This window comes from Blautia sp. MCC283, from assembly GCF_018785565.1.
GTDB lineage: Bacteria > Bacillota > Clostridia > Lachnospirales > Lachnospiraceae > Blautia_A.
Genome location: NZ_WQQB01000032.1, coordinates 38,384 through 64,323 on the forward strand (window position 1 = coordinate 38,384; position 25,940 = coordinate 64,323).

Here is a 25,940-nt window from a genome sequence, read left to right on the forward strand (position 1 = left end):
AAATATAATACGCCGGGATTTCTGTACATCCCGGCGTACTGTCTTTTATATATAATTTGCTGTTTTGATCTTATGCCTTCGGCAGTTTAAAAGAACTCTTAAGAGACACAATACGGTTAAATACCGGTGCGCCCTCTTTGGAGTCATGGATGTCTGCACAGAAGAATCCGTTGCGGACAAACTGATAACTGTCGTAGCCTTTTGCTTTCAGAAGCTCCGGCTCAACATAAGCGCTCGTCACGGTGAGAGAGTTTGGATTTACATTGAGAGATCCGTCTTCTTTATTGTAAACACCCTTCTCTTCATCTACGATGTTCTCGTAAAGTCTTACCTCAACTTTACCTGCATTGGATGCCTCCACCCAGTGGATGGTTCCTTTTACCTTACGTCCGTCCGGTGCATTTCCACCTTTGGTTTCCGGATCATAAGTACAGTGAACCACACGGATCGTTCCGTCATCATCTGCTTCATATCCTGTGCAGGTTACAAAATATGCATTCATAAGACGGACTTCATTTCCGATATAAAGACGTTTGTATTTCTTCGGAGGCTCTGCCATGAAATCATCACGTTCGATATAAAGTTCTCCGCTGAACGGGATCTTTCTGGTTCCAAGTTCCTCGTTCTCCATGTTGTTCGGAGCTTCCAGGTACTCAACCTGTCCTTCCGGATAATTGTCGATCACAAGCTTGATCGGATCAAGGATCGCCATCATACGTGGACGTTTCAGTTTCAGATCCTCGCGGATGCAGTACTCAAGCATTGCGTAATCCACAGAACTGTTGGCCTTGGAAACGCCACAGAGCTCTACGAATTTACGGATAGATTCCGGTGTAAATCCGCGGCGGCGAAGTGCGGCGATTGATACCAGTCTCGGATCATCCCAGCCATCTACGATTCCGTCTTCAACAAGTTTCTTGATGTAACGTTTACCGGTGACAACATTGGTAAGGTACAGTTTGGCAAACTCGATCTGTTTCGGTGGATGCGGATACTCCAGTTCTTTTACAACCCAGTCATAGAGCGGTCTATGATCCTCAAATTCCAGAGTACAGATGGAATGAGTCACGCCTTCGATCGCATCCTCGATAGGATGAGCAAAGTCATACATCGGATAGATGCACCACTTGTCTCCAGTGTTGTGATGTGTCATACGTGCTACACGGTAGATAACCGGGTCACGCATGTTCATATTCGGAGATGCCATATCGATCTTTGCACGGAGAACTTTTTCTCCGTCTCCGTATTTGCCCTCACGCATCTCCTCAAAAAGCTGCAGGTTCTCTTCTACAGTACGGTTTCTGTATGGGCTCTCTTTACCTGGTTCTGTAAGAGTTCCTCTGTACTCACGGATCTGGTCTGCAGTCAGGTCGCAGACAAATGCCTTGCCTTTTTTGATCAGCTTCACAGCGGCCTCATACATCTGGTCAAAATAATCAGAAGCAAAGAAAAGTCTGTCTTCCCAGTCTGCGCCAAGCCATTTTACATCAGCCTTGATGGATTCTACAAATTCGGATTTCTCCTTTGTCGGGTTTGTATCATCGAAACGAAGGTTAAATTTTCCGTTGTATTTCTTTGCAAGCCCATAGTTTAAAAGAATGGACTTAGCATGTCCGATATGAAGATAACCATTCGGTTCCGGTGGAAAACGTGTATGCACAGTGTCATAAACGCCTTCTTCAAGATCTTTGTCTATAATATTCTCAATAAAGTTTTTGGAAACTGTCTCGTTGTCCATGATTCTCCCTCCTAGATATCGTCCTGATGTTTTATCTTATCATATATTTGGAGTTTTTGAAACCCGCAAAACCTGTATTTAAACAAAAAATTGTCTGTTTTTGGACACAAAAAAAGCTGCTGACGGGAATCGAACCCGTGACCTCCGCCTTACCAAGGCGACGCTCTACCGACTGAGCCACAGCAGCTTGTTTCGCGACGTTTGTGCCGCTCACAGTTGTTTATATTATCAGATGACTTTCATATTGTCAATACTTTATTTTTATTTTTTTAAAAATTTGTATTTTCATGACTATCGCATAAAAATCCTGTGTACTGCAGTCCCCGGACACAGCGCACAGGATTCTCTTTTTACTCTTCTGATTTTGCATCCTCAGAAGCTTCTGCCTCTTCTGTTTTTTCTTCCGCCTCATCAGCTGCAGCTTCCTCTGTCTCTGTTTCAGCTTCCGTCTCTTCTTCAGCCGGTGCTTCTTTTGTATCCTCTTCTTCTGTCTCTTTGGAAACTTCTACAGTCTCAGATGCGGTTTTGTCCCAGTCCTGGAAAACTTCTTTCTCTTCTTTTTCTTCTTTCTTCTCATCCTCTTCAAGATCATCGAGATCGTCAAAGTCATCTTCAAAATCGTCTTCACATACAGATTTTCTGGATATGATCGCTGCAATAGCTCCTGCTGCTGCCGCAGTAAGAGCTCCTACTGCAACCAGTCCCCAGTATTTATTAATCTTTGCCATAATTGGTCTCCTTTCTTGTTCCGCTGTTTTTAACATCATTTTAATACTTTTATATCCAAAAGAAAAGAGGGGAATTAACTTTCTCCAAAACAACGTTTCATTTTTTTGCGGATTCTTCGCAGGGCATTATCAACAGCCTTCGGCGTTTTACCCAGAATTTCCGCGATCTCCACATAGCCATTTCCCGCAATATACAGCTGAAACACCTGATTTTCCAGAGAACTTAAGCTCTTTTTCATTTCTTTTTTCAGCGCTGTTACATTTTCCCGGTCAATCAGGATTGCTTCCGGATTATCATGTTCCGTACAGGAATCTCTGAGATTTTCTTCCATTTCCCTGTCACTTAAGGATATATACGTATTCAGCGGCTGATGTTTCTGACGGTTTGAACTTTTGATCGCGCTGTAGATCTGTCTGTCAATACACATATTCGCAAAGGACTGAAAGGATGTTTCCCTGTCAGGCTGGTAGTCCCGGACTGCTTTAAACAGCCCGATCATACCCTCCTGGATCAGATCGTCGGTATCCCCGCCAATAAGAAACATGGCCCTTGCCTTTTTTCTGACCAGACCTTTGTACTTTTCCATCAGATAATCTGCAATCATGGATTCTCCGGCACGAAGCCTCTGAATAAGAACTTCGTCCTCTGTCTCATTATATCGGCACATTTTTTCTCCGAACAGCTTAAGCTGTATCTGTTATTTTGCCATTCTCTGTCTCACGATCTCAAATGCAAGCACTCCTGCCGCTACAGAAGCGTTGAGGGAATCAATGTCTCCATTCATCGGGATCGCGGTAGTAAAATCACATTTTTCCTTTACAAGACGGCTGACACCATTTCCCTCGTTTCCGATCACAAGGCCAATGGGACCTGTCAGGTTCTGGCGGTACATCACTTCTCCGTCCATATCCGCACACACAAACCAGATTCCTTTTTCTTTCAGCTCATCAATCGTCTGTCCAAGGTTGGCAACCTTGGCAACCGGCGTATAGTTCAAGGCACCGGCAGAAGTCTTTGCGACAGTAGCTGTCAGACCTACAGCTCTGTGTTTCGGAATAATCACACCATGGGCACCGGCAAGATTGGCAGTACGGATGATCGCTCCCAGATTATGAGGATCTTCAATATTGTCAAGAAGAATAATAAAAGGAGGCTCTCCTTTTTCTTCTGCTTTTTTCAGAATATCTTCCACTGTGGAATAGTCGTAAGCCGCAACCTGCGCGATCACACCCTGGTGGGCACCGGTCTCGCTCATGGAATCCAGACGTTCCTTCGGAACAAATTTCACGATGGTATCATGTTTTCTGGCTTCTCTTGCGATAGTACGAACCGGTCCGTCCTGACAGCCATCCAGAATAAACAATTTATCAACACATTTGCCGGAACGAAATGCCTCAAGTACTGCATTTCTTCCTTCTATCATTTCAGTCAATTTAAATTTCCTCCTTCTCAAGTCCTGCGTGGACCAGTTCCAGTATCCTTGAAAAATCCTCTTTCAGATAAAGATATCCCATCAGTGCCTCAAAGCCTGTAGCACGCCGGTAATCCGCCATAGTCGCATGTTTGGCCATGGTAGCGGAATGGGCATTTCTTCCTCTCCGGTATACACTTTTTTCCTCTTCTGTCAGAAGCGGTTCAAGAATTTCCATCATGCCAGACTGCGCAGACGCTTTTACAAGGCTACTGGCCTTTTTGTGGAGACGGTTTACCGGGCAGTTTGCCTTTTTCACAAGGATGGTACGGATCACCAGTTCATAAACACCATCCCCGATATAGGCCAGTGTCAGAGGTGAATAGGTCCGAAGATCTGCGTCTTTCAGATCAAACAGCTCTTTAAGCTCCCTTAAGCTCTCTGCCATTTCACACCTTCTCTTGTATCTTTCAAAATGATACCTTTTTTCAGAAGCTCGTCACGGATTTCATCTGCTCTCTTGAAATCTTTAGCCTTTCTTGCAGCCTGACGCTCCTGGATCAGATCCTCGATCTCTTTATCAAGGATTTCCTCTTTCTTCTCGATCTTCAGTCCCAGCACATCACTGAGTTTGAAAAGTTCCTCATAAAGACCTGCCGCAAATTCTTTTGAGCTGTTTTCGTTTACATTCGTGTTGGCAAATTTAACAAGCTCAAAGATGGCAGCAAGTGCATCTGCAGTGTTGAAATCATCATCCATGGCAGCTTCAAATTTGGTAACAAAGCCTTCTGCCTCTTTGAGAAGTGCAAGTTCTTCCTCTGTGATATTCTCCACTGCCGCATTGTCCTTACGGTCGCTGAGCTTGCCTGCTGCTTCCAGGATACGCTCCAGAGAATTCTTGGCTGCTTCCATCAGATCCGCACTGAAATTCAGCGGGCTTCTGTAATGCGCGTTCAGCATAAAGAAACGAAGGACCTGAAGATCATACTGCTCACCGATCTGACGTACAGTACGGAAGTTTCCAAGAGATTTGGACATCTTGCGGTTGTCGATGTTGAGGAAACCGTTATGCATCCAGTATCTTGCAAAAATCTTACCATTGCAGCACTCGCTCTGTGCGATCTCATTCTCGTGATGCGGGAAGATCAGATCCTCTCCGCCTGCATGGATATCAATCTCTTCTCCAAGATATTTTTTGGACATGACAGAGCACTCGATATGCCAGCCAGGACGTCCGTCACACCACGGTGACGGCCAGGACGGCTCGCCCTCTTTTTTCGGTTTCCAGAGTACGAAGTCCAGCGGATCTTCTTTCTGGTCCTCACCGGATACCTTCAGAGAACGGAAACCGGACTGGAGATCATCCAGATTCTTATGAGAAAGCTTGCCGTACTCTTTGAATTTCTTTACACGGAAATATACGGTTCCGTCGGCTGCCGGATACGCGTATCCCTTGTCAATAAGGGTCTGGATCATGTCGATCATGCCCTGGATCTCCTGTGTTGCCTGAGGTGCGGTTGTGGCAGGTTTTACATTCATGTCTGCCATATCTTTCTTGCACTCTTTGATATAGCGGGTGGAAATTTCCTCTGCGGAAACACCCTCTTCAATGGCTTTTTTGATAATTTTGTCATCCACATCTGTGAAGTTGGATACATAGTTAACCTCGTATCCTTTATATTCCATGTATCTTCGTACCGTATCAAAAATGATCATGGGGCGGGCATTTCCGATATGGATCAGATTGTAAACCGTAGGTCCGCAGACATACATTTTTACCTTGCCCTCTTCCAGAGGTACGAACTCCTCTTTTCTTCTTGTGAGTGTGTTAAAAATCTTCATGTTACTCTTCCTCCAATTTCCCGATTCTATACAGGGAGCAGATCGCCTGAGAAGAAATTCCCTCTCCCTGTCCTGTAAAACCAAGGCCCTCTTCTGTAGTTGCCTTGATATTCAGCTGTGATATTTCAATTCCAAGTGCTTTCGCAATGTTTTCTCTCATCTCTGGAATATGTGGTGCCATCTTTGGTTTCTGGGCAATGATCGTAGCATCAATATTCCCCACCGCATAGCCGTTTTCTTTCAGAAGTCCGGCAACATGTACCAGAAGTTTTACACTGGAAATTCCCTTATATGCAGGGTCTGTGTCCGGAAAATGTTTTCCGATGTCTCCAAGAGCCGCAGCTCCCAGAAGTGCATCCATGATCGCATGGATCAGCACATCCGCATCGGAATGACCAAGAAGGCCTTTTTCCCAGGGAATGTTTACTCCTCCAAGGATCAGATCTCTGCCTTCTGTCAGTTTATGTACATCATATCCCATTCCTACTCTTATCAAACCATTCCTCACTGCCTTTCCTGAAATTTATGCCAAGTCAACAGAACTTATTGTGATCTTTTTCTGATCAGTATGTGAGCATCTTCCGAAGCCTTAAAAGACTCAGCCTTCTTCTTGTATACGGTGCAAGGCGAAGACTCTCTTCGATCACCTCTCCCGGCAGTCCGATATCCCGGACTCTGCTTACACAACCAGCTGTATTCATCATTTCCTGCATATCTGTAACCGCCGGAAGTGCATCAATGATCTTAAGAATTCCGGGAAGCGTATCGGAAAGTTCTTTCGTGCTCACATCATCCAGAAGTTCCGGCGTATTTTCTTTTTCGATTGCTCCAAGAATTCCTTTTTTTCCAAAAGTACTCTGGAGAAGTTCCCGGTCTTCCTCTGTACAGGTATGCACTTTGCAGTTTCCTTTTCGGATGGCATCCGCAATTTTCTTGTACTCCAGAAGTACCAGCATGGTTCCTGCAGAAACTTTTTCACCGTGCAGCGCATCCAGATGCCCGTTCACAACTTCCATATCCCAGAGATGTACCAGATGATGTTCTGCTCCGGATGCAGGTCTGGAATTTCCGGTCATCTGCATGGCAAGCCCTGACAGCACCAGGGCATACATCAGTTTCTCACATGCTTCTTCTTCGCCAGCCGCAATCTCCTTCAGATTATCCTTCACAGTCCTGACAGCTTTTGTTTCCAGATTTACCACCTCTGCACAGTAATATTCTTTCGAAAGAATGCTGGCTATTTTCCAGTCTGCCAGAGCAATATATTTCCCCAGAATATCCGACACACCTGCAGCGGTAAGTCTCTTCGGTGCTTTTGCAAAAATATCCGTATCCGCAAAAACAAAAAGCGGCGCAGATGCTGCTACTGCCTTTTTCACACCGTTCCATGTCATATCTGCTACTGTAGAAGTAAATCCGTCTGAACTGGCTGCGGTGGGCACAGAGACAAAAGGAATCCGGTACTGATGGGCCACAAACCGGCTGAGATCATGGATCGTACCTGCGCCTACCGCAAGAACAAGATCAATGTCCTCTTCCATATAATTCTCCACAATTTCCACGGCCCGTTCATCTGCCTCAAGATCTTCGGCATCCAGGATCAGCACCTGGCACCGGTCGTAGATATCTTCCATCAGTTCCTCTGTTGCCTTGTAACTGTTTGTGTCACAGATCAGAAGCGGGGAAATGTATTCTCTCAGATCTCCGTCTGACATTTCTTCTTCCAGTTTCCCGATAGCTCCTGATTCAATTACAATTTCCTTAACGTCTATGTGGTGCTCCCTCCCGCAGCTGCAAGGTCGGGCAAAATCGTCCGCATCGACTCGCATGTATTTATATCCTCCTGACTTATCTTGATAATTCACAGCGTACGTCTCAATCCGCTGAATGATACAATATTACAGTTTGGTATTATACAGGATTTCTTTTTAAAAATCAATCACAGCAAAAAATCCCCTGCCGGAAGATCATCTCTTCCTGACAGGGGATTTACTGCTCGTTTTATATTATACTGCTGCGATTACTTCTACCTCACAGAGTACATTCTTCGGAAGTGTCTTAACTGCGACACAGGAACGTGCCGGTTTGTTTACGAAATATTTTGCGTATACTTCGTTAAATGCGGCAAAATCGTTCATGTCTGCAAGAAAGCATACAGTTTTGACTGCTTTCTCATAGCTGGAACCTGCTGTCTCAAGAACTGCACCAAGATTCTTCATTACGCGGTCTGCCTGCTCCTCGATGGTTGTTCCCACAACTTCTCCGGTTGCCGGGTCAACCGGGATCTGACCGGATGTGTAAAGAGTATCTCCATGGATGATTGCCTGGGAATACGGTCCGATGGCTGCCGGTGCCTTGTCTGTATGTACTGTCTTCATAATAAAAATCTCCTTTCGTGAGCTCGTGAAATCCTCCTGTTTTGTATGAAACATTCAGATACCGCTCGGCTGATTTTCATTTTAGCTCACAAATCAATCCTGGTCAAGCCGCATATTCAGATAATTGTAAACAATCCCTGAAATATCACGAATGTGCGAAACTGCATCCCCGGATTTACAGTTCTCAGACATTACGCAGAGAATATAGGTTGTCTTCTCCCCATATACAATGGCAATGTCGTGCTGGTCTGTATCCGTCTCCCCGGTCTTGTTTGCGATTTCCACAGAAGCGGAAATCCCACTGGGGATCTTGGTTGTCACCTGCTGATTCAGAAGGAGGTTCAGCATTGCTTCCGAAGCTTCCTTTGATACACATTCCCCTTTATAAATCCGGGAAAGAAGCTCTCCACAGTCCTTTACAGAAGTGGTATTTCTCCCTCCCAGCCCCGCATCTTTGGATGCGGAAGGACTCAAGGTATGCTGTACCGATGTATCCGCAAACTGACTTTCCGCAAGGAAAGCATTCACTGCCTCTGCCCCGTCTTTAAAAACACCGGATGTCGTCTGCAGGCGTACCAGCTCATTAAAAGATTCATTATCACTGACTGTGATCATATTCCAGAGAAGATCATTAACTTTTGTCGAGACTGCCGGATCAGAAACATCTTTTTTCATTTTTGCGGCTTCACTCTGAAGAACAGTATCCATATTGGCATATGTCTGTGCCATAACAAACGCCTTGATCAGGCTGGCCGAATATAAGGGCTGGCTGTTCAGCTGAAATTCCTTATCATTGGTAAGATCTTTTACATATACACTCCAGATACCGTCATAGGAACCGAAAAGTTCCGTAAGCCTGGTTTCCAGGCCCTCCATACCCAGGTCCTTTGTTTCTACCTTTCCTGTTCCATCAACAGGAAAGCCTTCCGGTGTGGTACCTTCTTCCTGCACCAGGACTCCGTTTTCTCCGCCAAAATAATAATAGCCATCAAACATCTGTCCTGCCGCATTCATTTCCAGATAATGTATTCCGGGATCTGTGACCATCTTTCCATACTGATCAAAATAATACAAACCATTATAGGTAGTCTTATCCACCACCAGATTGTCCATATACCGCACCTGCGGCGAAGCACTGAGTTTTCCCAGATTATTCACCATATAACAGCCATCAAAAGAAACTTCCGCCCCGCTCCCGTCCTCTGTGGGGGCAGTCAGATTTCTGATCTGGACCATATGCGGATTTCCTGCTGCAAATTTACCGTTTTCATCATGATAATAATATCCGTCAAATACCGTACCATCAATCACAAAATGATCAAAATAATGCACTGCCGGTGCATTTTCTCTGGTTCCGTCTTCATTCAGGCAGTAAAAACCACTGCTTTTTAAAATGTATTTCCCACTTCCATCGGGAATCGGAAGTATCTGGGACTCCTCCGTAACAGACCCAAGGCTGCCCTGTGCCGTCTGCTGCGGCGCCGCCGCTGATGCCGGCTGAGTAAGCATTACCGTGCTGAAACACACTGCCAGTATTTTTAATATTTTTTTCTGTCTCATATACTTCTTTCACTTTTCTTATCTTTGGATTTAACAGTTACTGATTTTATCCGGGTCTCATATCTTCCTGTCTGCAATGTGGATAAATTCTCTATCAGTATACCGGATTTCTTACGTCTGTCAAGTAAACGACCGCCAGAACCTGCTTACTGCCTCTTCTACAGTATTCAGTCTGCAGCTGCTCCGGTCTTTCCATTCCCTCGGAAAAATTTCTCCGTAATCCCGTCCCAGAAAACGGTCATCCAAAAGCAGGATCACACCTCTGTCCTCTTTGGTCCGGATCACACGTCCGGCGGCCTGAAGAACCTTATTCATACCAGGATAACGATAGGCATAATCAAAACCGCTCTGTTTCTTTCGGTCATAATATTCTTTCAGGATCTCCCGCTCACTGCCGATCTGCGGAAGTCCGGTTCCCACTATGATCGCTCCGATCAGACTTTCACCTGTAAGATCAACCCCCTCGGAAAAAATTCCTCCAAGTACGCAGAAACCTACCAGTGTTCCTTCCCTGCTCTGAAATTCTTCCAGAAATTCCTCCCGTTCCCGTTCGGTCATATCAGAATTCTGCCGGATACAGCGCACCCAGTCTACCGAAAATTCCTCCTCATAAACCTGATATACATCTTCCATCAGACGATAGGAAGGAAAAAACACCATATAATTCCCCTGGCGCTGCCATACACACCTGGAAATATATTCCGCAATCTTACGGTACTCTGTATGGTTTCTTCTTGTATACCGGCTGCTTACATCGCTTCCAATGAGAATTCTCCTGTTTTTTGCCGAAAACGGGGACTGCACATAAATTCCATAAGCATCTGTTTCTGTTGTAAGAAGTTCCCGGTAATACAACATCGGAAAAAGTGTTGCGGAAAAAAATACCGCACTTCTTCCCTTTTTCAGGTATTCACTTAAGTTTGCAGCCGGATTCACGCAGAACAGGCGCAGCCGGAAATCATTTTCCCCAAAGCATTCCGTATAGACCACATAGTTCTCATCCACCAGTTCTGACACATTCAGAAAATCACGCACAACAAAATAAAATTCCAGGATCTCCTTTCGAAGCTCCTCTTCCAGATTTTTTTCTTCCAGAATTTCTTCCAGCTCACCGGAAATGGTAAGAAACGTAACCGGCAGTACACCTGGGTTGGAAAGCACCTGATACGGATTTTGGGATGCCTTAAGATCCTCTTCCAGTTCCAGCATCTGCCTGCTGGCTTTATCCAGTGCCCTGGCGAGTTTTGGAAAATGTTTCCGGATTTTTTTCCGCAATGTAAAAAGTGTCTGTCTGGATATCTCCGCACTGTACATTTCTCTTCCGCGTTCTACCAGATTATGCGCTTCATCAATGAGAAAAATATAATCTCCGGAAATATTTTCCCCGAAAAAGCGTTTCAGATGGACATTGGGATCAAAGGCGTAATTATAGTCACAGATCACCCCGTCTACCCAGACGGAAAGATCCAGGCACATCTCAAAAGGACATACCTGCCATTTTTCTGCATGAGCACGGATCACTTCTCTGGAATATACCTCTTCGGTTGTCCAAAGTTCATAGACTGCATCGTTCACCCGGTCAAAATGTCCTTTCGCATAGGGGCATTTCTCCGGTGTACATTCCGGTGAATCCAGGAAACAAAGCTTTTCTTTTGCGGTAATGGCTGTGACCTTAAATTTCAGTCCATTTTCACGCAAAGTATGGAACGCTTCCCAGGCAACTGTTCCTGTAATGGTTTTTGCGGTAAGGTAAAAAAGTGTTTCGCCCTTCCCCTCTCCGATGGCACGTACAGATGGAAAAATTGCAGACATGGTTTTTCCCACTCCGGTAGGTGCCTGGACAAACAGCGTTTTCTTACTGGAAACCGTATGATATACACCACTGACGATCTCTCTCTGCCCTTCTCTGTAAGGAAACGGAAACTGCAGATCTTTCATGGATGCATTCCGTTCTTTTTTCCAGGAAAGCGAACAGGAAATCCATTTATGGTAATCATCCAGAAGTTTCTGGTACCAGTTTTTAAGTTCCTCCATGGAAAAAATTTCTCGAAACCTTCTGGTGTCTTCTGTATCCAGATGGGAATAGGTCATCTGGATCCCAATTTGGGAAAGGCCTTCTTTTTCTCCGTAAATCCACCCGTAACACATTGCCTGTGCGCGGTGGACAGGTACCGGTACCTCCATTGCCTGAAGATTTCCATAGGTGCCTTTGATCTCATCAATCCAGAACTCCCCGTCCTCAGTAAAAATTCCATCTGCGCGGCCTTCTACCTGGATGATTACATCTTCATATTCACTTTCTCTTTTCAGGGAAACTTCTGCCTGATAATTGCCCTTCATACTTCGCTGGATCTTCCGGTGAAGTCTTCCACCTTTTAGCATGGCTTCTTTATCTCCGGATGATCCACGGCTGTTATCCAGATCTCCGCTTCTCAGTATAAATTCCACCAGGTTTCTGACAGAAATTCGCACTTTTGGTTTTTCCATAATTTACTCCTGCAGCTGTCAGAGTTCTTCACCCTGCAGCTGTCCTTTTCTGCAATGCTGTATTTCAAGATTATACCACAAAAACACATACAAAAATCTCTCTGCAATCAAAAAAGACGCATGTTCTGCTTTACTTTTCATGAACTGCGCCTTTTTATTACCTTTTTTCTTTATTCATATTTCTCAGCCTACCGCATATTTGGAAAGAACCTGGTTAAAATTTTCATCCTCTCCGTAACACTTTACTGTCAGGGTTTTTGTCAGATCCAGACTCAGAAGTCCAAGGATTGACTTTGCGTCGATGATAATGCGGTTGTAAAATACATCAATATCAAAATTGCATCTGCTGGCTGCACTGACAAACTCCTGTGCGCTTTTTTCATCCAGTTTGATCTGTTTCTCCATTGCTGACCGCCTGCCTTTCTGAAGTTTTTGTATATGTCTGTTTTACACAAAAGTTAAGTTTTTGTCAATACTGTTTATTTCCTGTCAGGTGTTTTTCGACACAATGTATAATATCTTTGCTTTTTCTTTGGAAATTTTGTCAGATTTATTTGGATTTTTTTTGGATAAACAGGTCAGATTAACAGAAAAATCCGCCACAGGACTGTATGTTACATGTCCTGTGGCGGATACTGCTTCCGGAGTCAAGCGGATATTCGGATTTTGTTCAGATCCGTGTCAGAACAAAAATATCATAGATCGCTCTGACAGCTTTTTCGAAATCACGGTTCTCAACGCCGATGATGATATTCAGCTCACTGGAACCCTGATCGATCATTTTTACGTTTACATTTGCGTGAGCAAGAGCAGAGAAGATTCTTCCTGCAGTACCTCTCTGGGATTTCATTCCACGGCCTACAACTGCGATCAGCGCAAGGTCAGATTCCATCTCCACAAAGTCAGGCTGTACCAGACGGTGGATGCCTGCGATAACCTGCTGCTCTTTCTCCTCAAATTCATCCTGGTGAACATATACAGTCATGGTATCAATTCCGGACGGTACATGCTCAAAGCTGATTCCCTGATCCTCAAATACCTGGAGAACCTTACGGCCAAAACCGATCTCACTGTTCATCATGGATTTCTCAATGTTAATAGAACAGAAACCTTTCTTTCCGGCAATACCGGTAATGGTAAATTTCGGTTTTTTGCAGGTGCTCTCCACGATCAGTGTACCCTTATCCTCCGGGCTGTTTGTGTTACGGATGTTGATCGGAATTCCCTCTTTACGAACCGGGAAGATCGCATCCTCATGAAGAACAGTTGCACCCATATAAGAAAGCTCACGAAGCTCTCTGTATGTAATTGCCTCGATCGGTTCCGGATTGTGAACGATACGCGGATCTGTTACAAGGAAACCGGAAACATCGGTCCAGTTCTCATAAATATCTGCATGGATGGCTTTTGCAACCAGGGATCCGGTTACATCAGAACCACCTCTGGAAAATGTCTTCACCGTGCCATCCGCACATGCTCCGTAGAATCCCGGGATAACCGCATGCTGGGATTTGCTGAGCTTCTTGGAAAGGAGTTTATTTGTCTCCTCCGCTTCCAGATTACCGTCTTTATCAAAACGGATCACTGAAGCCGCATCCACGAAATCGTATCCAAGGTATGCAGCCATGATCTTACCATTGAGGAACTCTCCTCTGGACGCCGCATACTGAATTCCCGCCTGTGCACGGAAATCCTCATCGATCTTCTTGAACTCGTCTTCAAGAGAAAGGCTCAGCCCAAGACCTTTGATGATCTCGTAATATCTCTCTTTGATGGCATTAAGTTTCTCAGTGATATCCTCACCTTTGGATGCTGCGTCATAGCATCCGTAAAGCATATCCGTTACTTTGATATCTTCGTCAAATCTCTTTCCGGGAGCTGACGGAACTACATAACGGCGGCTCTCATCGCTGCGGATGATATCGCCCACTTTCTGAAACTGCTCCGCATTTGCAAGAGAACTTCCACCGAATTTTACAACTTTTTTCATGATAACACCTCTCACCTGTAATTTCGACTTCCAGCGCTGCATATTCACGATTCACTGCAACGCTTTACCACAGAAACCTACGGCTATTTTATTGAATAATTCATGATTTTGCAAGTCTTTCCGTTACATTTCCGCAAAAAAGTCAAATTATACAAGAGAAAAGTATCTCCTGACCTGTTTCTTATGCACAGTACTGTTTCAGAATATTCTCAAGAGCTGCAGCGCTGCTTGTGTGACAGCGGCATACAGGGATGGATTTTTTCTTTGCTTCTTCTACTGCACAGTTTACCATTTTGTGGGAAACGGTACTTGTAAACAGAATCATCAGATCCGGCACACCGATCTTTTTCTTCATGGCTCCTTTTTCTTTTGCAAAAACTTTTGCCTTACATCCGAATCCCTTACAGATATCCTCATACTGACATACCATTCTTTCATTACCGCCTACGATTACAACGCTCATAATTCACTCTCCTTTGATCTCTGAACTTTTTTTATATAACTGTTACTGGTTATCTTTAACTAACTCTTGGTTTAAAATATTGAGTTAGTATTTGCTAACTCGTTTATTATAATACCATGCCTTAAAAAGTTTGTCAAAGGTAATTTTAAATTTTGTCAGATTTTTTATATTCTGTGATCCCGCATACAGTAAGTATGCCCTCTTTTACCTGGAAATGTACATCCATTCCTGCAAAAGGCATTCCATATATCCGCTCCGGATCTTTCTGGTATGCAGGTCTTGGGTCTTCTTTAAGCACCCCTTCCAGGGCAGAGATCTTATCTTCCGGGATCTTTGCCTTCCATTCTTCGGGGATCTCCACTTTCAGGAAATGCTGCTCCACTTTTGCCGCAAAGCCGCCCAGAGCTTCCGGATGGCAGTCTGCCGCCGGCAGATATGGCTTGATATCATAGATGGGGGTTTCGTCCATCAGATCCGCACCGGATACGATCAGTACAGGGGCTTCTTTGCTCTCCAGATCGATCTTTTCCAGTTTCACGCAAGACAGCCCTACCGGATTTGGACGGAAGGGGGATCTGGTGGCAAATACACCCATCCTTTCATTCCCGCCCAGACGTGGCGGACGTACCGTAGGTGACCAGTTCTCACGGATTGCCTTAGAAAATTCCCAGAGCAGCCAGATATGTGAAAAATCTTCCAGCCCCTTCACCGCTTCACGTACCCGGTATTCCGGTTCAAAAACAACACGGGCTGTCAGTTCTTCCACACGGCCGCTCTGGCGCGGGATTCCAAATTTTGTTGGAAAATCACTTCTGATCCTTGCAATTATTTTCATATTACTCTCCCAATGTTTCGTTCATGCTTCCTGTCCGGTAGCCTGTCAGATCCATTGTAACATAGGTAAAGCCATATGTCTTAAACTCTTTTGTGATCTTTTCCCGGTTTTCCAGAACTTTGGAAAATTCTCTCGGTTCCACTTCAATGCGGGCCATCATTCCGTGGATCCGCACACGAACCTGATGGAATCCCAGATCCAGAAGAAGCTGCTCTGCTTTATCTACCATGGAAAGTTTATCCCTTGTGATCTCTTCTCCGTAAACAAATCTGGAAGAAAGACAGGCAAAAGACTGCTTATCCCAGGTAGGAAGTCCCAGATTTCTGGACAGGATACGGATTTCTTCTTTCGCAAGCTTGGAATGGCGCAGAGGACTTGTCACCCCAAGTTCTGCCACTGCCTGAAGCCCTGGTCTGTAATCTCCGTTGTCATCCATATTGGAGCCTTCTGCGATATATGCGATCTTCTGCTCCTTTGCGATGTTGATGATCTTCTCAAACAGCTCGTGCTTACAGATATAACATCGGTTCTTCGGATTATGGGAAAAGCCTTCAATGTCCAGTTCCTCGGATTCACATACAAAGTGACGGATGCCTTCTTTTTCGCAGAAGTGGATCGCCTCTTTCAGTTCTCTCTCCGGAAAAGAACAGGACTTTGCAGTTACCGCAATCACCTGATCTCCAAGAGTATCATGAGCTGTTTTCAGAAGATAGGTGGAATCCACACCTCCGAAAAGGCAACCGCCACGCTTTTCAGCTGGCGGAAATAGACTTTCAGATCTTCTTCTTTTTTTAATGCTTCCTGTAATTCTTTTTCTTCCATTGTTTTCTTCACCTCTTTAATTTCTATTACAATTTTGCCATTTATTTTTATCTGAAACGATCATTCCTGTTCGCATTCCGTTAAGTTATCATACTTTCCCCACTAAGTCAATATGAAATATAATTGATAATTGTATTTTCAGACCTTTTATGCTATTGTATAAGTAATAATATTTTATCAGGAGGTTTCATATGGGACAGAGACGTACCAAAGTAGAAGTACTGAACGAAAAGATTTCCAAAGTAGATTCCAAGATTGCTGCCTACACAGAGAAGATTGCAGCTCTGGAAGATGAGAAAACTGCTCTTGCAGCTCAGCTGGAGGAAATTCATAAAGCAGCCAAGAAAGCAGAAGAAGCCGCAGAGCTGAAACGTCTTCTCAAACTGATGCATAAGAAAGACATTTCTGTGGAAGATCTGGAATCCATGATCTCCAAGGAAAACTGATCACAAAAACCGGTTCCGAAGAATTTTCTTCCAAACCGGTTTTTTTATAATCTTTTCATTTTATAATTTTCTATGATACGATCTGAATATTTCTGCAGTCCTTATATTCTCTGGAACAGTTTTCCGTCAGGATTACCGCCCCTTCAAATGAAAAGAACGTCACCGCACTGATCTGTCCGAATTTGGAACTGTCGGACACTACATATTTTTCCAGGCACTGCTCCATAGCTGTTCGTTTTACCAGTGCCTCATTGGCCTCCGGTGTGGTAAAGCCTTCTCTCTGGGTCATTCCGTTGGTTCCAAAAAAGCCCTTGGTAAAATGATAATTCTTCAGCATCTGCATGGCCTGGCTTCCGATCACCGCTTCCGTGGAGCCTTTCAACTCCCCGCCGATCAGCAGCACACGGATTCCCATCTGGGCCAGGGTCCTTGCATGGGAAACACCGTTGGTCACAAAAGTCGCCCTGGAGCCGTTAAGATGTTCCAGCATATATCCGGTCGTCGTTCCCGCATCCAGATATACAAAATCCTCCGGCTGGATCAGAGATGCCGCATAAGCTGCGATCTTCTTTTTTTCCTCGATATTAAGCTCGGATTTTTGGGCTACAGTAGGCTCATAAGCATTGACTGTATGCTCCAGTGCCACTGCGCCGCCAAAAACCCTGGTCAGTTTTCCTGCCTTGTAAAGTGCTGTGATATCTCTGCGAACCGTGGATTCCGATGCATTCAGGATATCTTTCAGTTCTGTTACCGTGACACTGTTTTTTTCTCTGAGAAGGCCGAGTATGATCTCATATCTCTGCTCCGTCAGCATGTTTTTCCTCCTTTAAAAAAGACACCCCGATCAGCCGGACCGGGATGTCTTCTGTTCACTCATTCAGAAATTACAGGTTCTCCTGCATGAATTTGCTTACTGCCTCGTATGCTGCATCCTCGTCTGCACCATCGAATGTGAAGGTAACCTCATGGCCTTTCTTTACGCCAAGGCCCATAAGTGCAAGAAGCTTTCTGCACTCTACAGTCTTACCGTCTTTCTCGATTGTGATCTTGGACTCGAAGCCTTTTACAAGTTTCACAAGCTCTCCTGCCGGACGTGCATGGATTCCTTCGTTATCTGTTACTACATACTTGAATTCTTTCATTTTTTTATCCTCCAGGTTTTTATTTTTAATTGTCAAGCGGATATTCGCAATCCGCTTCGCTACTTGCTCATAACCAAATAACTGCTCCGCAGTTTGGTTAAAAATTTAAGCAACTTTTTTCTTCAGTACACCGAGAAGTATTGCTGAGATCAGAGTTCCCACAACCAGTGCGACCAGATACATCAGTGCGTTACCTACAACCGGGAATACGAAGATTCCGCCGTGCGGTGCCATCAGTGTACAGTTGAAGAACATGGAGATCGCTCCGGCTACTGCGGAACCGACGATACAGGACGGAAGTACATGGATCGGGTCAGATGCTGCAAAAGGAATAGCTCCTTCTGTAATAAATGCAAGTCCCATGATAAAGTTTGTCGGTCCTGCCTCACGCTCTTCTTTTGTAAATTTGTCTTTAAACAGCAGGGATGCAAGTGCGATAGCACATGGAGGAGTCATGCCTCCTACCATAACTGCTGCCATAATGTCATAGTTACCTGCCGCAATGGCCGCTGTACCAAATACATATGCTGCTTTGTTGAACGGGCCTCCCATATCAATGGCCATCATGCCACCGAGAACCAGTCCTAAAATTACTTTACTTGAATTTCCCATGCCTGTCAAGGCATTATTTAATCCTGTATTGATACCACCCATGATCGGCTCTACAATGAATGTCATACAAAGTCCCATAAGAAGGACACCAACAACCGGATAGATCAGTACCGGTGCGATTTTTTCCAGAGCTTCCGGAAGTTTATCACAGACTTTACGAAGTCCCAGGATCAGATATCCTGCAAGGAAACCTGCAAGAAGAGCTCCAAGAAAACCGGATTTTCCGTTTGCTGCGATCATACCGCCTACAAGGCCAACTGCAAGTGCCGGTCTGTCACCGATAGCCATTGCGATAAAGCCGGCCAGTACAGGAAGCATGAACCCAAATGCGGTTCCACCAATATTTTTCAGAACAGCCGCTACCGGTGTGATGGTACCAAAGTTTGCTCTCTGGTCTGCCGGAAGGGAACTTAAATCTACGCTTAAACCATCAATCAGAAATGCAAGGGCGATCAGGATACCACCGCCAACAACCAGTGGAAGCATATGAGATACACCGTTCATCAGCTGCATGTAGATCTTGTGGCCTGCTCCGCCGCCTGCTTTTGCATTTGAGGAAGAACTCTGGCTGCCTGCTGCCCCATGATATACCGGAACATCTCCGGAAATGGCACGGTCAACCAGCTGGTCTGCCTTGCTGATTCCGTCGGAAACCTGACATTCGATGACTTTCTTTCCATCGAAACGGTCCATAGGAACCTTGGCATCTGCTGCTACGATAATGCAGTCTGCTTCCTGGATCTCCTGATCCGTAAGTACATTTTTTGCTCCGCCGGAGCCTCTTGTCTCTATTTTAATGAAACAGTCTTTCGCCTTCGCTGCTTTTTCCAGTCCTTCTGCTGCCATGTAGGTGTGGGCAATACCTGTGGGGCATGAAGTAACTGCCAGCAGTTTGGCTCTGGCTCCTTCGGAACTTCCTGTATCTGCCAGTCTCTCGTCGATATCTTTTTTCTCATCATCTGCCTTGTCGATGATCTCCATAAATTCATCTACAGATTTCGCGTTACGTAAGGACTCTGTAAAATTATCATCCATCAGCATCACGGAAAGTTTGCTGAGTACATCCAGATGAATGTTGTCTTCTGTATTCGGTGCCGCGATCAGGAAAAGAAGGGTGACCGGTTCATCGTCCAGTGCCTCAAATTCCACGCCGTTTTTTACTACCATGGCAGCAAGTCCCGGTTTCTTTACCGCGTCACATTTTCCATGAGGAATGGCGATTCCCTCACCGATTCCTGTTGTACTTTCTTCCTCTCTTAAATACACCTGTTTCCGATAAGCTTCCCGGTCGCTGATCTTTTCGCTTTTTACCATAAGATCTACGGCCATGTCCAGCGCTTCGGATTTTGTCTTCGGTGCTGCATCCAGCGATATGCTTCGTTTGTCAAGCAGATCTGTGATTCTCATCTTCCCTTCTCCTTTCTTATTTACCCCTCTGTTACCTGTTTATATACCGCCTGAATCTCTTCCTTCGTGGCAAGATTTTCAGAAAATGCACTTGCGCTTCCTGCGGAAATCCCCATGTGGAAAGCGTATTCGTAATCCTGTTTTTCCATCCAGCCTGCCATAAAGCCTGCTACCATGGAATCTCCGGCTCCTACGCCGTTTACCAGTGTTCCCTTCGGTGCCGGTTTCTCAAATACCTGTCCGTCTTCTGCTACCAGGACAGCTCCTTCACCGGCCATGGAAATCAGTACATTTCTGGCACCTTTTTCCTGGAGTTTCTTTCCGTAAGGGATCACATCCTGACGGGTCTTAAGCTCGACTCCGAAGATTTCTCCCAGTTCATGGTTGTTGGGTTTCACAAGGAACGGATGATATTTCAAAACGTTTACAAGAAGATCTCTTGTTGCATCCACAACGATCATCACGCCTCTTCCGTCCAGTCTCGCCATGATCTTCTCGTACATGTCATCCGGCATGGATGATGGAATGCTTCCTGCCAGGAAAAGCACATCTCCTTCTTTCAGTGTGTCAAGTTTCTCCATCAGCTCCTGAACTTTTTCTGCGCTGATTTTAGGTCCCATTCCGTTGATCTCGGTTCCGTCAATGGATTTCAGCTTCAGGTTGATTCTGGAAACGCCTTCCGGGATCTTGATAAAATCGGATTTCACTCCCATCTCCTCAAGCTTTCTTACAATCTCATCTCCTACGAATCCTGCCATGAAACCAAGTGCTGTATTCTCAATTCCAAGGTTCATCAGCACGGTGGAAACGTTGATTCCTTTTCCGCCCGGAAGCATCAGCTCAGAACTGGTACGGTTGGTAAGTCCAAGCTTGAAGTCCTCTACGGAAACGATATAGTCCAGAGATGGATTAAAAGTAACTGTGCAGATCATTTCTTTCTCCTCCCCATATCTTTTATTCTGCGGGTTTCTGACCGCTTTTTGTTGTTTCTCATTTGTTGAACTTAGTATACTTCCAAATTCATTCAAAGTCAATCAAACTACTTCACAAAATTTATGACTGTTTTTGGTTGAGTTTGCACAAAAAAAGTGCATCAATCCTAGTTTTTCCAGGTTGATACACTTTTATCCCTGATTATCTCAGTCATTTTCATTCATTTCAGTCATGGTCATTCACAGAATCTGGCACTCCATATCGTTTCATCTGTCTTTCTTCTTATTTATCGTCTCCTGTACCATGTCCTGATATTTTCTCATCAGCTCCTTTGTCACTCGGTCTTCCTCAAACCGAATTCCCCCGATCTGACGCACTGGCATGATTCCCATCAGGGAATTGGTAACAAAACATTCCTGATACCGCTTCAGGTCCTGAACATAGATGTCTGTCTCTTCCACATCTTCTGTTTCACAGAGATACTCCCGAAGGATCCCCGGAAGAAGGCCGCAACTGACTTGTGGCGTACAGATCACGCCGTTTCTCACAAAAAATACATTACTTACCGTACCTTCAGAAACCTGTTCTTTTGTATTGAGAAACAGCCGCTCATCCATTCCTGCTGCCGTGGCGTTTCTTTTTTCCAGGATACAGTCTCCGTAATTCATGGTTTTGTGATATACCAGCGGTGAGGTTTCATTTCGTTTTACCGCACTGATATCTATGAAAAAACCTTTCTCATATTTTTCCGGTGTATAGTGATTGGCACGAAGAGAATAAACCATGTTTTCCTTGGTAAGCATGATCTTTAATGCACAGTGCTCCAGGTTTCCAAATTCCTTTTGTACTTCTGTGCGCATTTTCTGTTCTTCCAGATATTTTTCAATCTTCCGTGCAGTGATCCCCCGTTCTGACAAGCTTCCCAGTTTCAGGAAATCTGCGGCACGTTCCAGTCTTTTCAGGTGTTTATCCAGCAGTATGGGAATTCCCTGTTCGATCCCTATGGTTTCAAATGCTCCCAGGCCAAACTGAAAACATTCATCTAATGTTACGTTCATCTCCATCCTCCCTTTTGCATCAGGTCTCCCGGCCCGTCTGCAGAATCTTTCTTAGTCTTCCGTTATTCCGTATGTCCCCTACTGCAGTGCATCCAGGATTGCTTTCGCTTTCTGCAGTGTTTCCTCATACTCAAATTCCAGATCTGACTCTGCCGTGATCCCGCCACCGACACCAAGATGATATTTCCCGTTTTTATGAAGGGCTGTACGGATCACGATGTTAAAATCGCAGCTGCCATCTAGTGTCAGATAGCCGATGGAACCGGTATAGAGATTTCTTTTTCCATGCTCCAGTTCATCAATGATCTCCATAGCGCGGTATTTCGGTGCACCGGTAATAGAACCACCGGGGAACGTAGCTTCCAGAAGGTCCATCACATTTTTTCCATCTTCCAGTGTTCCCTCAATATCCGACACCAGATGAAATACTGTGGCATATGCTTCCACTGTAAAAAGTTCAGTTACTTTCACGCTTCCCGGTGTACATACCCGGTTCAGATCATTTCGTTCCAGATCTACGATCATCAGAAGCTCACTTTTATCTTTTCCGGAATCTGCAAGTTCCTGGCGGAGCATTTCATCTTCCTCAGGCGTTTCGCCACGTTTTCGTGTCCCTTTTATGGGACGGGTGTTCACATGACGGTCTTTCATTTTCAGGAACCGCTCCGGAGAGGCACAGATAATCTGATACTCTCCGAAATCCAGATATCCGCCAAAAGGAGAGGGATTATTTTTCCGGAGATCATAAAAAACATCCAGCGGCTGTTTTTCGCTTTCAATGGTCAGCTGCTGTGTCATATTGGCAATGTAGATATCACCTTCTATAATATACCGGATCATCCGGTCCACTGCCTGCTTGTATTCTTCTTTCTCAAAGTTTGGATGGATCTGGATCTTGAATTTCTCACGGTGAGAATTCCAGGCATTTATATTTTCCCCAGTTTCCGATTCTTCCTGTTTCCTGTTTTTTATAGATTCCAGGATTGCTTTTTCCATCGCACCGATCTGCGCTGCGGCATCCCCGCTGATCCCATTTGCCACAAGATACGTTCTTTTTTCCTGACAGTCTTCCACAACAAAACAGTCATAAAACGTCAGAACCGCTTCCGGAATAGTTACGAGATCTTTTTCCCCGGATGGTACTCCCATCTGTTTTCTTCCGTAATCATAGGAAAAATATCCTACGGCTCCGGATACAATGGGAAGTCCACTGTCATTTTTATCCTCATGGGTATCCAAATATTCCCGCATATAATCTTCAAAGGTTGTTTCTGTCTCCGTTTTTCCATTGATGGTAAAAATCTCTCCGTCTTTTACCAGCTTCAGATAGGGGCATCTTCCGATCACAGAATAATGTCCCAGTTCATTCACAAGAGAGGAATCCAGGAATGCAGATCCCGGTTCTTTCTCGTAGATCCGGAAGATGTCAACTGCCGGGATATATGGGGTCAGTTCTTTTATGATTCGCTGATTTTTGTACATATTTTTACTCCTGTATGTTCCCGGTTTTATCTGTGCAGCAGATCTGATATCCGTACCGCACTCTGTCATATTTTCATGAATACAAAGCACCGCATTCTATTCCGGGTTATTTTTATTTATGCAGTTTTCTCCTCTGACAGTTCTCCGTCCTTTTCCTGCTGAAATTCTTCTGCAATCTTACAGAAATTCTCAAGAAGCTCATGGCCATATTCCGTAAGAACAGCTTCCGGATGGAACTGTACGCCGTATAACGGCAGTGCCCTGTGGGAAATTCCCATAACAGCTCCGTCATCCGAAACTGCATCCACCTGATATTCCTCCGGGATGCTGTCTTCCCGGACGATCAGGGAATGATATCTTGTCACCTTATATTTCTCCGGCAGGCCTGCAAACACACCGGTTCCGTAATTGTGGATCTCTGTTACTTTTCCGTGCATGGGACGTGCTCCCTTTTCCACTACTGCTCCCGCGCAGTGGCCGATAACCTGATGGCCCAGACAGACACCCAGGATCGGAATCCTTCCCTGAAATTTTTTTACCGTATCTACACAAAGCTTCGCATCCCAGGGACGTTTCGGTCCCGGCGAAAGAATAATCCCTTCCGGATTCATCGCTTCCAGCTCCTTAAGAGTGATCTCATCACAGCGTTTAACCAGTATCTCTCTTCCCAGTTCCTGAAAATATGCCTTCAGATTATATACAAATGAATCAAAATTGTCGATCATGACATACATGTTTTTTCCTCCATATATAAAAAAAGGGATAACGCCGGCATGCCAAAAAGGCATGCACAGTCGTTATCCCTTACGGTCCGTAATCTGTACGTTATAACGTTATAAGATCAGTGATAGTACTGATTATTTCTGTTTCTTGGTTTCCTCATAGTGATGGATGTCTGCCAGTACTACGTTTACGTCAAGTCCGTGTACCATACATGCCTCCTCAAGAGACTCACCGATAGAAGACGGACAGCCGATGCAGTGCATTCCTTCCTGCATAAGGATGTATGCGATCTTCTCATCGTATGCAAGCATCTCGCCCATTGTTGTTTCCTTTGTGATTTCCATGATCTATATTCTCCCTTCTGGATCTGTAATCTTACCCGGAATCCCGGTTTCCTGGTTTCCTGGTTTTTTCCGCAGTTATAATATCATTATAACTGTATCTTCCATAATTGCAAGCCTAAATTTATTCTTTTCATTTTCTGTATTATACCCACTCAGGCAGCAGTTTCCTTTTTTCCCCTGCTCCACTTTTTCATCACATAAATATAATACGGGATCAGAGGGATCAGCGCTGCGATCCATGCGGCAGGATCTGCCAGACATACACCTGCAAAACTTGTTTTTCCTGCAACAAACATAACGATTGCACTTCTTGCCGCCAGTTCAAACACACCGCCCAGCATGGGAACCAAGCCATATCCCAGTCCCTGAAGTCCGTTTCTGTAGAGGAAGATACTTCCAAGGAACGGATATGCCCAGAATACCGTATGAAAATAAGTAACAGAAACATTAATAACATCCGTCTGGGATTTGTCAATAAATAACCAGGTCATGTACTTTCCGAAAAAGAACATAATGATCATAGTGATCACACTCCAGATCAGGAGCATGATCTGGGTATATTTCATTCCTGCTTTTACACGGTCCATCTTTCCGGCGCCCCGGTTCTGTCCTACATAGGTTGCCATCGTCGCACCAAAAGCTACAAATACAGTTGCAATGATATTCTGTATTTTTCCCGCAGCGGAAAATCCTGCCATATATACAGAACCGTAAATATTTACCGCACCCTGCACAATAATGGTTCCGATCGCTGTGATGGAAAACTGAAGTCCCATGGGAATACCAAGGGCCAGCAGATAACGGAAGCTGGTAAAAGAAACTTCAAAGTTTTCTTTCTTCAGATGCAGGATCGGGAACTTTTTGATAATATAGATCAGGCAGCAGACTGCGGAAATTGCCTGCGCGATAACCGTAGCATAGGCACAGCCTTCCACTCCCATCCCGATTTTTACAATAAACAGAATATCCAGGAACACATTGATCACTGCCGAAATGATCAGAAAATACAGCGGAGATTTTGAATCTCCAAGTGCACGGAGAAACGCTGCCAGTGAATTATATGCCGCTGTTACGATCAGGCCTGCATAAATAATTCCCATATATCCCTTCACAGATCCCATCAGATCCTCCGGTGAATTCATCAGCCGCAGAATCGGTTCATTCAAAGCCTCAAAGCCAATGGTCATCACAATGGCAAAGGCTGCTGCCAGATAAATGGACATAGCTACGTAATGACGCATCTTATCATATTGCTTCGCCCCGAACCACTGGGATACCAGAATGGCAAAGCCACTGCTCAGTCCGTTAAGCCATCCGGTAACAAAAAACATCAGTGAACCGGTGCTTCCGATTGCAGCCAGCGCATCTACTCCCAGGAACTGACCCGCAACAATGGAATCCGCAATGTTATAAAACTGCTGAAAAATATTTCCAAGACACATGGGAATCATAAACCGGATGATCAGGCTCACCGGATTTCCCACAGTCATATCATTGGTCTTATCTTTTGCCATTTTTTAACTCAACTCCTTTCTCGT

The 25,940-nt window shown here is 44.8% G+C and carries 25 protein-coding genes, 1 tRNA gene and 1 pseudogene; 1 reads left to right on the forward strand and 26 read right to left on the reverse strand.

Features of this window, described 5'->3' with window-relative positions:
- Positions 1–70: 70 nt before the first annotated feature.
- The 17 genes and pseudogenes from GPK81_RS11235 to larE all read right to left on the reverse strand — a co-directional run bounded on the left by GPK81_RS11235 (position 71) and on the right by larE (position 16,255).
- The gene (locus GPK81_RS11235) at positions 71–1,738 is read right to left on the reverse strand and encodes a glutamine--tRNA ligase/YqeY domain fusion protein (protein WP_021977569.1); all 1,668 of its coding nucleotides are present in this window, start codon (positions 1,736–1,738) and stop codon (positions 71–73) included.
- A 114-nt stretch (positions 1,739–1,852) separates the two neighbouring features.
- A tRNA-Thr gene (locus GPK81_RS11240) sits at positions 1,853–1,925 on the reverse strand.
- A 163-nt stretch (positions 1,926–2,088) separates the two neighbouring features.
- The gene (locus GPK81_RS11245; protein WP_021977568.1) at positions 2,089–2,466 is read right to left on the reverse strand and encodes a hypothetical protein; all 378 of its coding nucleotides are present in this window, start codon (positions 2,464–2,466) and stop codon (positions 2,089–2,091) included.
- A 74-nt stretch (positions 2,467–2,540) separates the two neighbouring features.
- A complete protein-coding gene (gene sigH / locus GPK81_RS11250; RefSeq protein ID WP_118064383.1) occupies positions 2,541–3,134 on the reverse strand; it encodes an RNA polymerase sporulation sigma factor SigH in 594 nt (197 codons plus the stop codon).
- 30 nt (positions 3,135–3,164) lie between these two features.
- The gene (rlmB, locus tag GPK81_RS11255) at positions 3,165–3,890 is read right to left on the reverse strand and encodes a 23S rRNA (guanosine(2251)-2'-O)-methyltransferase RlmB (RefSeq protein ID WP_118064413.1); all 726 of its coding nucleotides are present in this window, start codon (positions 3,888–3,890) and stop codon (positions 3,165–3,167) included.
- Between the two features lie 10 nt (positions 3,891–3,900).
- Entirely contained in the window at positions 3,901–4,326 is a 426-nt protein-coding gene (locus GPK81_RS11260) for a Mini-ribonuclease 3 (RefSeq protein ID WP_021977565.1), read from the reverse strand.
- On the reverse strand, positions 4,311–5,720 hold the full coding sequence (cysS, locus tag GPK81_RS11265) for a cysteine--tRNA ligase (RefSeq protein ID WP_021977564.1): 1,410 nt from the start codon (positions 5,718–5,720) through the stop codon (positions 4,311–4,313). The genes GPK81_RS11260 and cysS overlap by 16 nt, the downstream gene beginning before the upstream one ends.
- 1 nt (position 5,721) lies before the next feature.
- On the reverse strand, positions 5,722–6,213 hold the full coding sequence (ispF, locus tag GPK81_RS11270) for a 2-C-methyl-D-erythritol 2,4-cyclodiphosphate synthase (protein WP_118064411.1): 492 nt from the start codon (positions 6,211–6,213) through the stop codon (positions 5,722–5,724).
- Between the two features lie 70 nt (positions 6,214–6,283).
- Positions 6,284–7,549, reverse strand: a complete 1,266-nt coding sequence (locus GPK81_RS11275) for a sn-glycerol-1-phosphate dehydrogenase (protein ID WP_021977562.1) — start codon at positions 7,547–7,549, stop codon at positions 6,284–6,286.
- 177 nt (positions 7,550–7,726) lie between these two features.
- A complete protein-coding gene (locus GPK81_RS11280; protein ID WP_021977561.1) occupies positions 7,727–8,098 on the reverse strand; it encodes a RidA family protein in 372 nt (123 codons plus the stop codon).
- A 93-nt stretch (positions 8,099–8,191) separates the two neighbouring features.
- Positions 8,192–9,658 carry a serine hydrolase gene (locus tag GPK81_RS11285; protein ID WP_118064381.1) on the reverse strand — a complete coding sequence of 489 codons (1,467 nt, stop codon included), beginning with the start codon at positions 9,656–9,658 and terminating at the stop codon, positions 8,192–8,194.
- 120 nt (positions 9,659–9,778) lie between these two features.
- Complete coding sequence (locus GPK81_RS11290; RefSeq protein ID WP_021977559.1) at positions 9,779–12,145, reverse strand: ATP-dependent DNA helicase; 2,367 nt, start codon at positions 12,143–12,145, stop codon at positions 9,779–9,781.
- Between the two features lie 183 nt (positions 12,146–12,328).
- A complete protein-coding gene (locus GPK81_RS11295) occupies positions 12,329–12,550 on the reverse strand; it encodes an HPr family phosphocarrier protein (protein ID WP_021977558.1) in 222 nt (73 codons plus the stop codon).
- Positions 12,551–12,815: 265 nt separating this feature from the next.
- A complete protein-coding gene (locus tag GPK81_RS11300) occupies positions 12,816–14,135 on the reverse strand; it encodes an aspartate kinase (RefSeq protein WP_021977557.1) in 1,320 nt (439 codons plus the stop codon).
- A gap of 181 nt (positions 14,136–14,316) precedes the next feature.
- Positions 14,317–14,598, reverse strand: coding sequence for a DUF2325 domain-containing protein (locus GPK81_RS11305; protein WP_015525835.1), 282 nt, complete (start codon positions 14,596–14,598; stop codon positions 14,317–14,319).
- A gap of 145 nt (positions 14,599–14,743) precedes the next feature.
- Positions 14,744–15,433, reverse strand: coding sequence for a tRNA (N6-threonylcarbamoyladenosine(37)-N6)-methyltransferase TrmO (gene tsaA / locus GPK81_RS11310; protein WP_215707048.1), 690 nt, complete (start codon positions 15,431–15,433; stop codon positions 14,744–14,746).
- A gap of 1 nt (position 15,434) precedes the next feature.
- A pseudogene (gene larE, locus GPK81_RS11315) lies at positions 15,435–16,255 on the reverse strand (ATP-dependent sacrificial sulfur transferase LarE).
- 191 nt (positions 16,256–16,446) lie between these two features.
- Between larE and GPK81_RS11320 the strand changes: the two are divergent.
- The gene (locus tag GPK81_RS11320; RefSeq protein ID WP_021977554.1) at positions 16,447–16,701 is read left to right on the forward strand and encodes a hypothetical protein; all 255 of its coding nucleotides are present in this window, start codon (positions 16,447–16,449) and stop codon (positions 16,699–16,701) included.
- A gap of 70 nt (positions 16,702–16,771) precedes the next feature.
- Here GPK81_RS11320 and GPK81_RS11325 read toward each other — a convergent pair whose 3' ends face one another.
- The 9 genes from GPK81_RS11325 to GPK81_RS11365 form a co-directional block, all read right to left on the reverse strand.
- Positions 16,772–17,515: a DeoR/GlpR family DNA-binding transcription regulator gene (locus GPK81_RS11325; RefSeq protein ID WP_021977553.1), complete on the reverse strand. Its 744-nt coding sequence runs from the start codon at positions 17,513–17,515 to the stop codon at positions 16,772–16,774.
- A gap of 70 nt (positions 17,516–17,585) precedes the next feature.
- On the reverse strand, positions 17,586–17,843 hold the full coding sequence (locus GPK81_RS11330) for an HPr family phosphocarrier protein (protein ID WP_015525831.1): 258 nt from the start codon (positions 17,841–17,843) through the stop codon (positions 17,586–17,588).
- A 105-nt stretch (positions 17,844–17,948) separates the two neighbouring features.
- Complete coding sequence (locus GPK81_RS11335; protein WP_215707049.1) at positions 17,949–19,862, reverse strand: PTS fructose transporter subunit IIABC; 1,914 nt, start codon at positions 19,860–19,862, stop codon at positions 17,949–17,951.
- 20 nt (positions 19,863–19,882) lie between these two features.
- Positions 19,883–20,794, reverse strand: a complete 912-nt coding sequence (pfkB, locus tag GPK81_RS11340) for a 1-phosphofructokinase (RefSeq protein ID WP_118071153.1) — start codon at positions 20,792–20,794, stop codon at positions 19,883–19,885.
- A gap of 267 nt (positions 20,795–21,061) precedes the next feature.
- Positions 21,062–21,853: an aminotransferase class IV gene (locus tag GPK81_RS11345; protein ID WP_118064368.1), complete on the reverse strand. Its 792-nt coding sequence runs from the start codon at positions 21,851–21,853 to the stop codon at positions 21,062–21,064.
- Positions 21,854–21,931: 78 nt separating this feature from the next.
- Positions 21,932–23,335, reverse strand: coding sequence for an aminodeoxychorismate synthase component I (gene pabB / locus GPK81_RS11350; RefSeq protein WP_215707050.1), 1,404 nt, complete (start codon positions 23,333–23,335; stop codon positions 21,932–21,934).
- 116 nt (positions 23,336–23,451) lie between these two features.
- Positions 23,452–24,069 (reverse strand): anthranilate synthase component II, encoded by a 618-nt coding sequence (locus GPK81_RS11355; protein WP_215707051.1) that lies wholly within the window; start codon positions 24,067–24,069, stop codon positions 23,452–23,454.
- A gap of 123 nt (positions 24,070–24,192) precedes the next feature.
- Entirely contained in the window at positions 24,193–24,402 is a 210-nt protein-coding gene (locus GPK81_RS11360) for a DUF1858 domain-containing protein (protein WP_021977547.1), read from the reverse strand.
- Between the two features lie 152 nt (positions 24,403–24,554).
- Positions 24,555–25,916 (reverse strand): MATE family efflux transporter, encoded by a 1,362-nt coding sequence (locus tag GPK81_RS11365; protein ID WP_021977546.1) that lies wholly within the window; start codon positions 25,914–25,916, stop codon positions 24,555–24,557.
- Positions 25,917–25,940 lie beyond the last annotated feature (24 nt).

What these genes read in the sequence shown, in the direction of transcription:
- GPK81_RS11235 (WP_021977569.1), bottom strand. Translation starts at nt 1,738, where the DNA reads ATGGACAACGAGACAGTTTCCAAAAACTTTATTGAGAATATTATAGAC.
- GPK81_RS11245 (WP_021977568.1), bottom strand. Translation starts at nt 2,466, where the DNA reads ATGGCAAAGATTAATAAATACTGGGGACTGGTTGCAGTAGGAGCTCTT.
- sigH (WP_118064383.1), bottom strand. Translation starts at nt 3,134, where the DNA reads ATGTGCCGATATAATGAGACAGAGGACGAAGTTCTTATTCAGAGGCTT.
- rlmB (WP_118064413.1), bottom strand. Translation starts at nt 3,890, where the DNA reads ATGATAGAAGGAAGAAATGCAGTACTTGAGGCATTTCGTTCCGGCAAA.
- GPK81_RS11260 (WP_021977565.1), bottom strand. Translation starts at nt 4,326, where the DNA reads ATGGCAGAGAGCTTAAGGGAGCTTAAAGAGCTGTTTGATCTGAAAGAC.
- cysS (WP_021977564.1), bottom strand. Translation starts at nt 5,720, where the DNA reads ATGAAGATTTTTAACACACTCACAAGAAGAAAAGAGGAGTTCGTACCT.
- GPK81_RS11275 (WP_021977562.1), bottom strand. Translation starts at nt 7,549, where the DNA reads ATGCGAGTCGATGCGGACGATTTTGCCCGACCTTGCAGCTGCGGGAGG.
- GPK81_RS11280 (WP_021977561.1), bottom strand. Translation starts at nt 8,098, where the DNA reads ATGAAGACAGTACATACAGACAAGGCACCGGCAGCCATCGGACCGTAT.
- GPK81_RS11285 (WP_118064381.1), bottom strand. Translation starts at nt 9,658, where the DNA reads ATGAGACAGAAAAAAATATTAAAAATACTGGCAGTGTGTTTCAGCACG.
- GPK81_RS11290 (WP_021977559.1), bottom strand. Translation starts at nt 12,145, where the DNA reads ATGGAAAAACCAAAAGTGCGAATTTCTGTCAGAAACCTGGTGGAATTT.
- GPK81_RS11295 (WP_021977558.1), bottom strand. Translation starts at nt 12,550, where the DNA reads ATGGAGAAACAGATCAAACTGGATGAAAAAAGCGCACAGGAGTTTGTC.
- GPK81_RS11300 (WP_021977557.1), bottom strand. Translation starts at nt 14,135, where the DNA reads ATGAAAAAAGTTGTAAAATTCGGTGGAAGTTCTCTTGCAAATGCGGAG.
- GPK81_RS11305 (WP_015525835.1), bottom strand. Translation starts at nt 14,598, where the DNA reads ATGAGCGTTGTAATCGTAGGCGGTAATGAAAGAATGGTATGTCAGTAT.
- tsaA (WP_215707048.1), bottom strand. Translation starts at nt 15,433, where the DNA reads ATGAAAATAATTGCAAGGATCAGAAGTGATTTTCCAACAAAATTTGGA.
- GPK81_RS11320 (WP_021977554.1), top strand. Translation starts at nt 16,447, where the DNA reads ATGGGACAGAGACGTACCAAAGTAGAAGTACTGAACGAAAAGATTTCC.
- GPK81_RS11325 (WP_021977553.1), bottom strand. Translation starts at nt 17,515, where the DNA reads ATGCTGACGGAGCAGAGATATGAGATCATACTCGGCCTTCTCAGAGAA.
- GPK81_RS11330 (WP_015525831.1), bottom strand. Translation starts at nt 17,843, where the DNA reads ATGAAAGAATTCAAGTATGTAGTAACAGATAACGAAGGAATCCATGCA.
- GPK81_RS11335 (WP_215707049.1), bottom strand. Translation starts at nt 19,862, where the DNA reads ATGAGAATCACAGATCTGCTTGACAAACGAAGCATATCGCTGGATGCA.
- pfkB (WP_118071153.1), bottom strand. Translation starts at nt 20,794, where the DNA reads ATGATCTGCACAGTTACTTTTAATCCATCTCTGGACTATATCGTTTCC.
- GPK81_RS11345 (WP_118064368.1), bottom strand. Translation starts at nt 21,853, where the DNA reads ATGAACGTAACATTAGATGAATGTTTTCAGTTTGGCCTGGGAGCATTT.
- pabB (WP_215707050.1), bottom strand. Translation starts at nt 23,335, where the DNA reads ATGTACAAAAATCAGCGAATCATAAAAGAACTGACCCCATATATCCCG.
- GPK81_RS11355 (WP_215707051.1), bottom strand. Translation starts at nt 24,069, where the DNA reads ATGTATGTCATGATCGACAATTTTGATTCATTTGTATATAATCTGAAG.
- GPK81_RS11360 (WP_021977547.1), bottom strand. Translation starts at nt 24,402, where the DNA reads ATGGAAATCACAAAGGAAACAACAATGGGCGAGATGCTTGCATACGAT.
- GPK81_RS11365 (WP_021977546.1), bottom strand. Translation starts at nt 25,916, where the DNA reads ATGGCAAAAGATAAGACCAATGATATGACTGTGGGAAATCCGGTGAGC.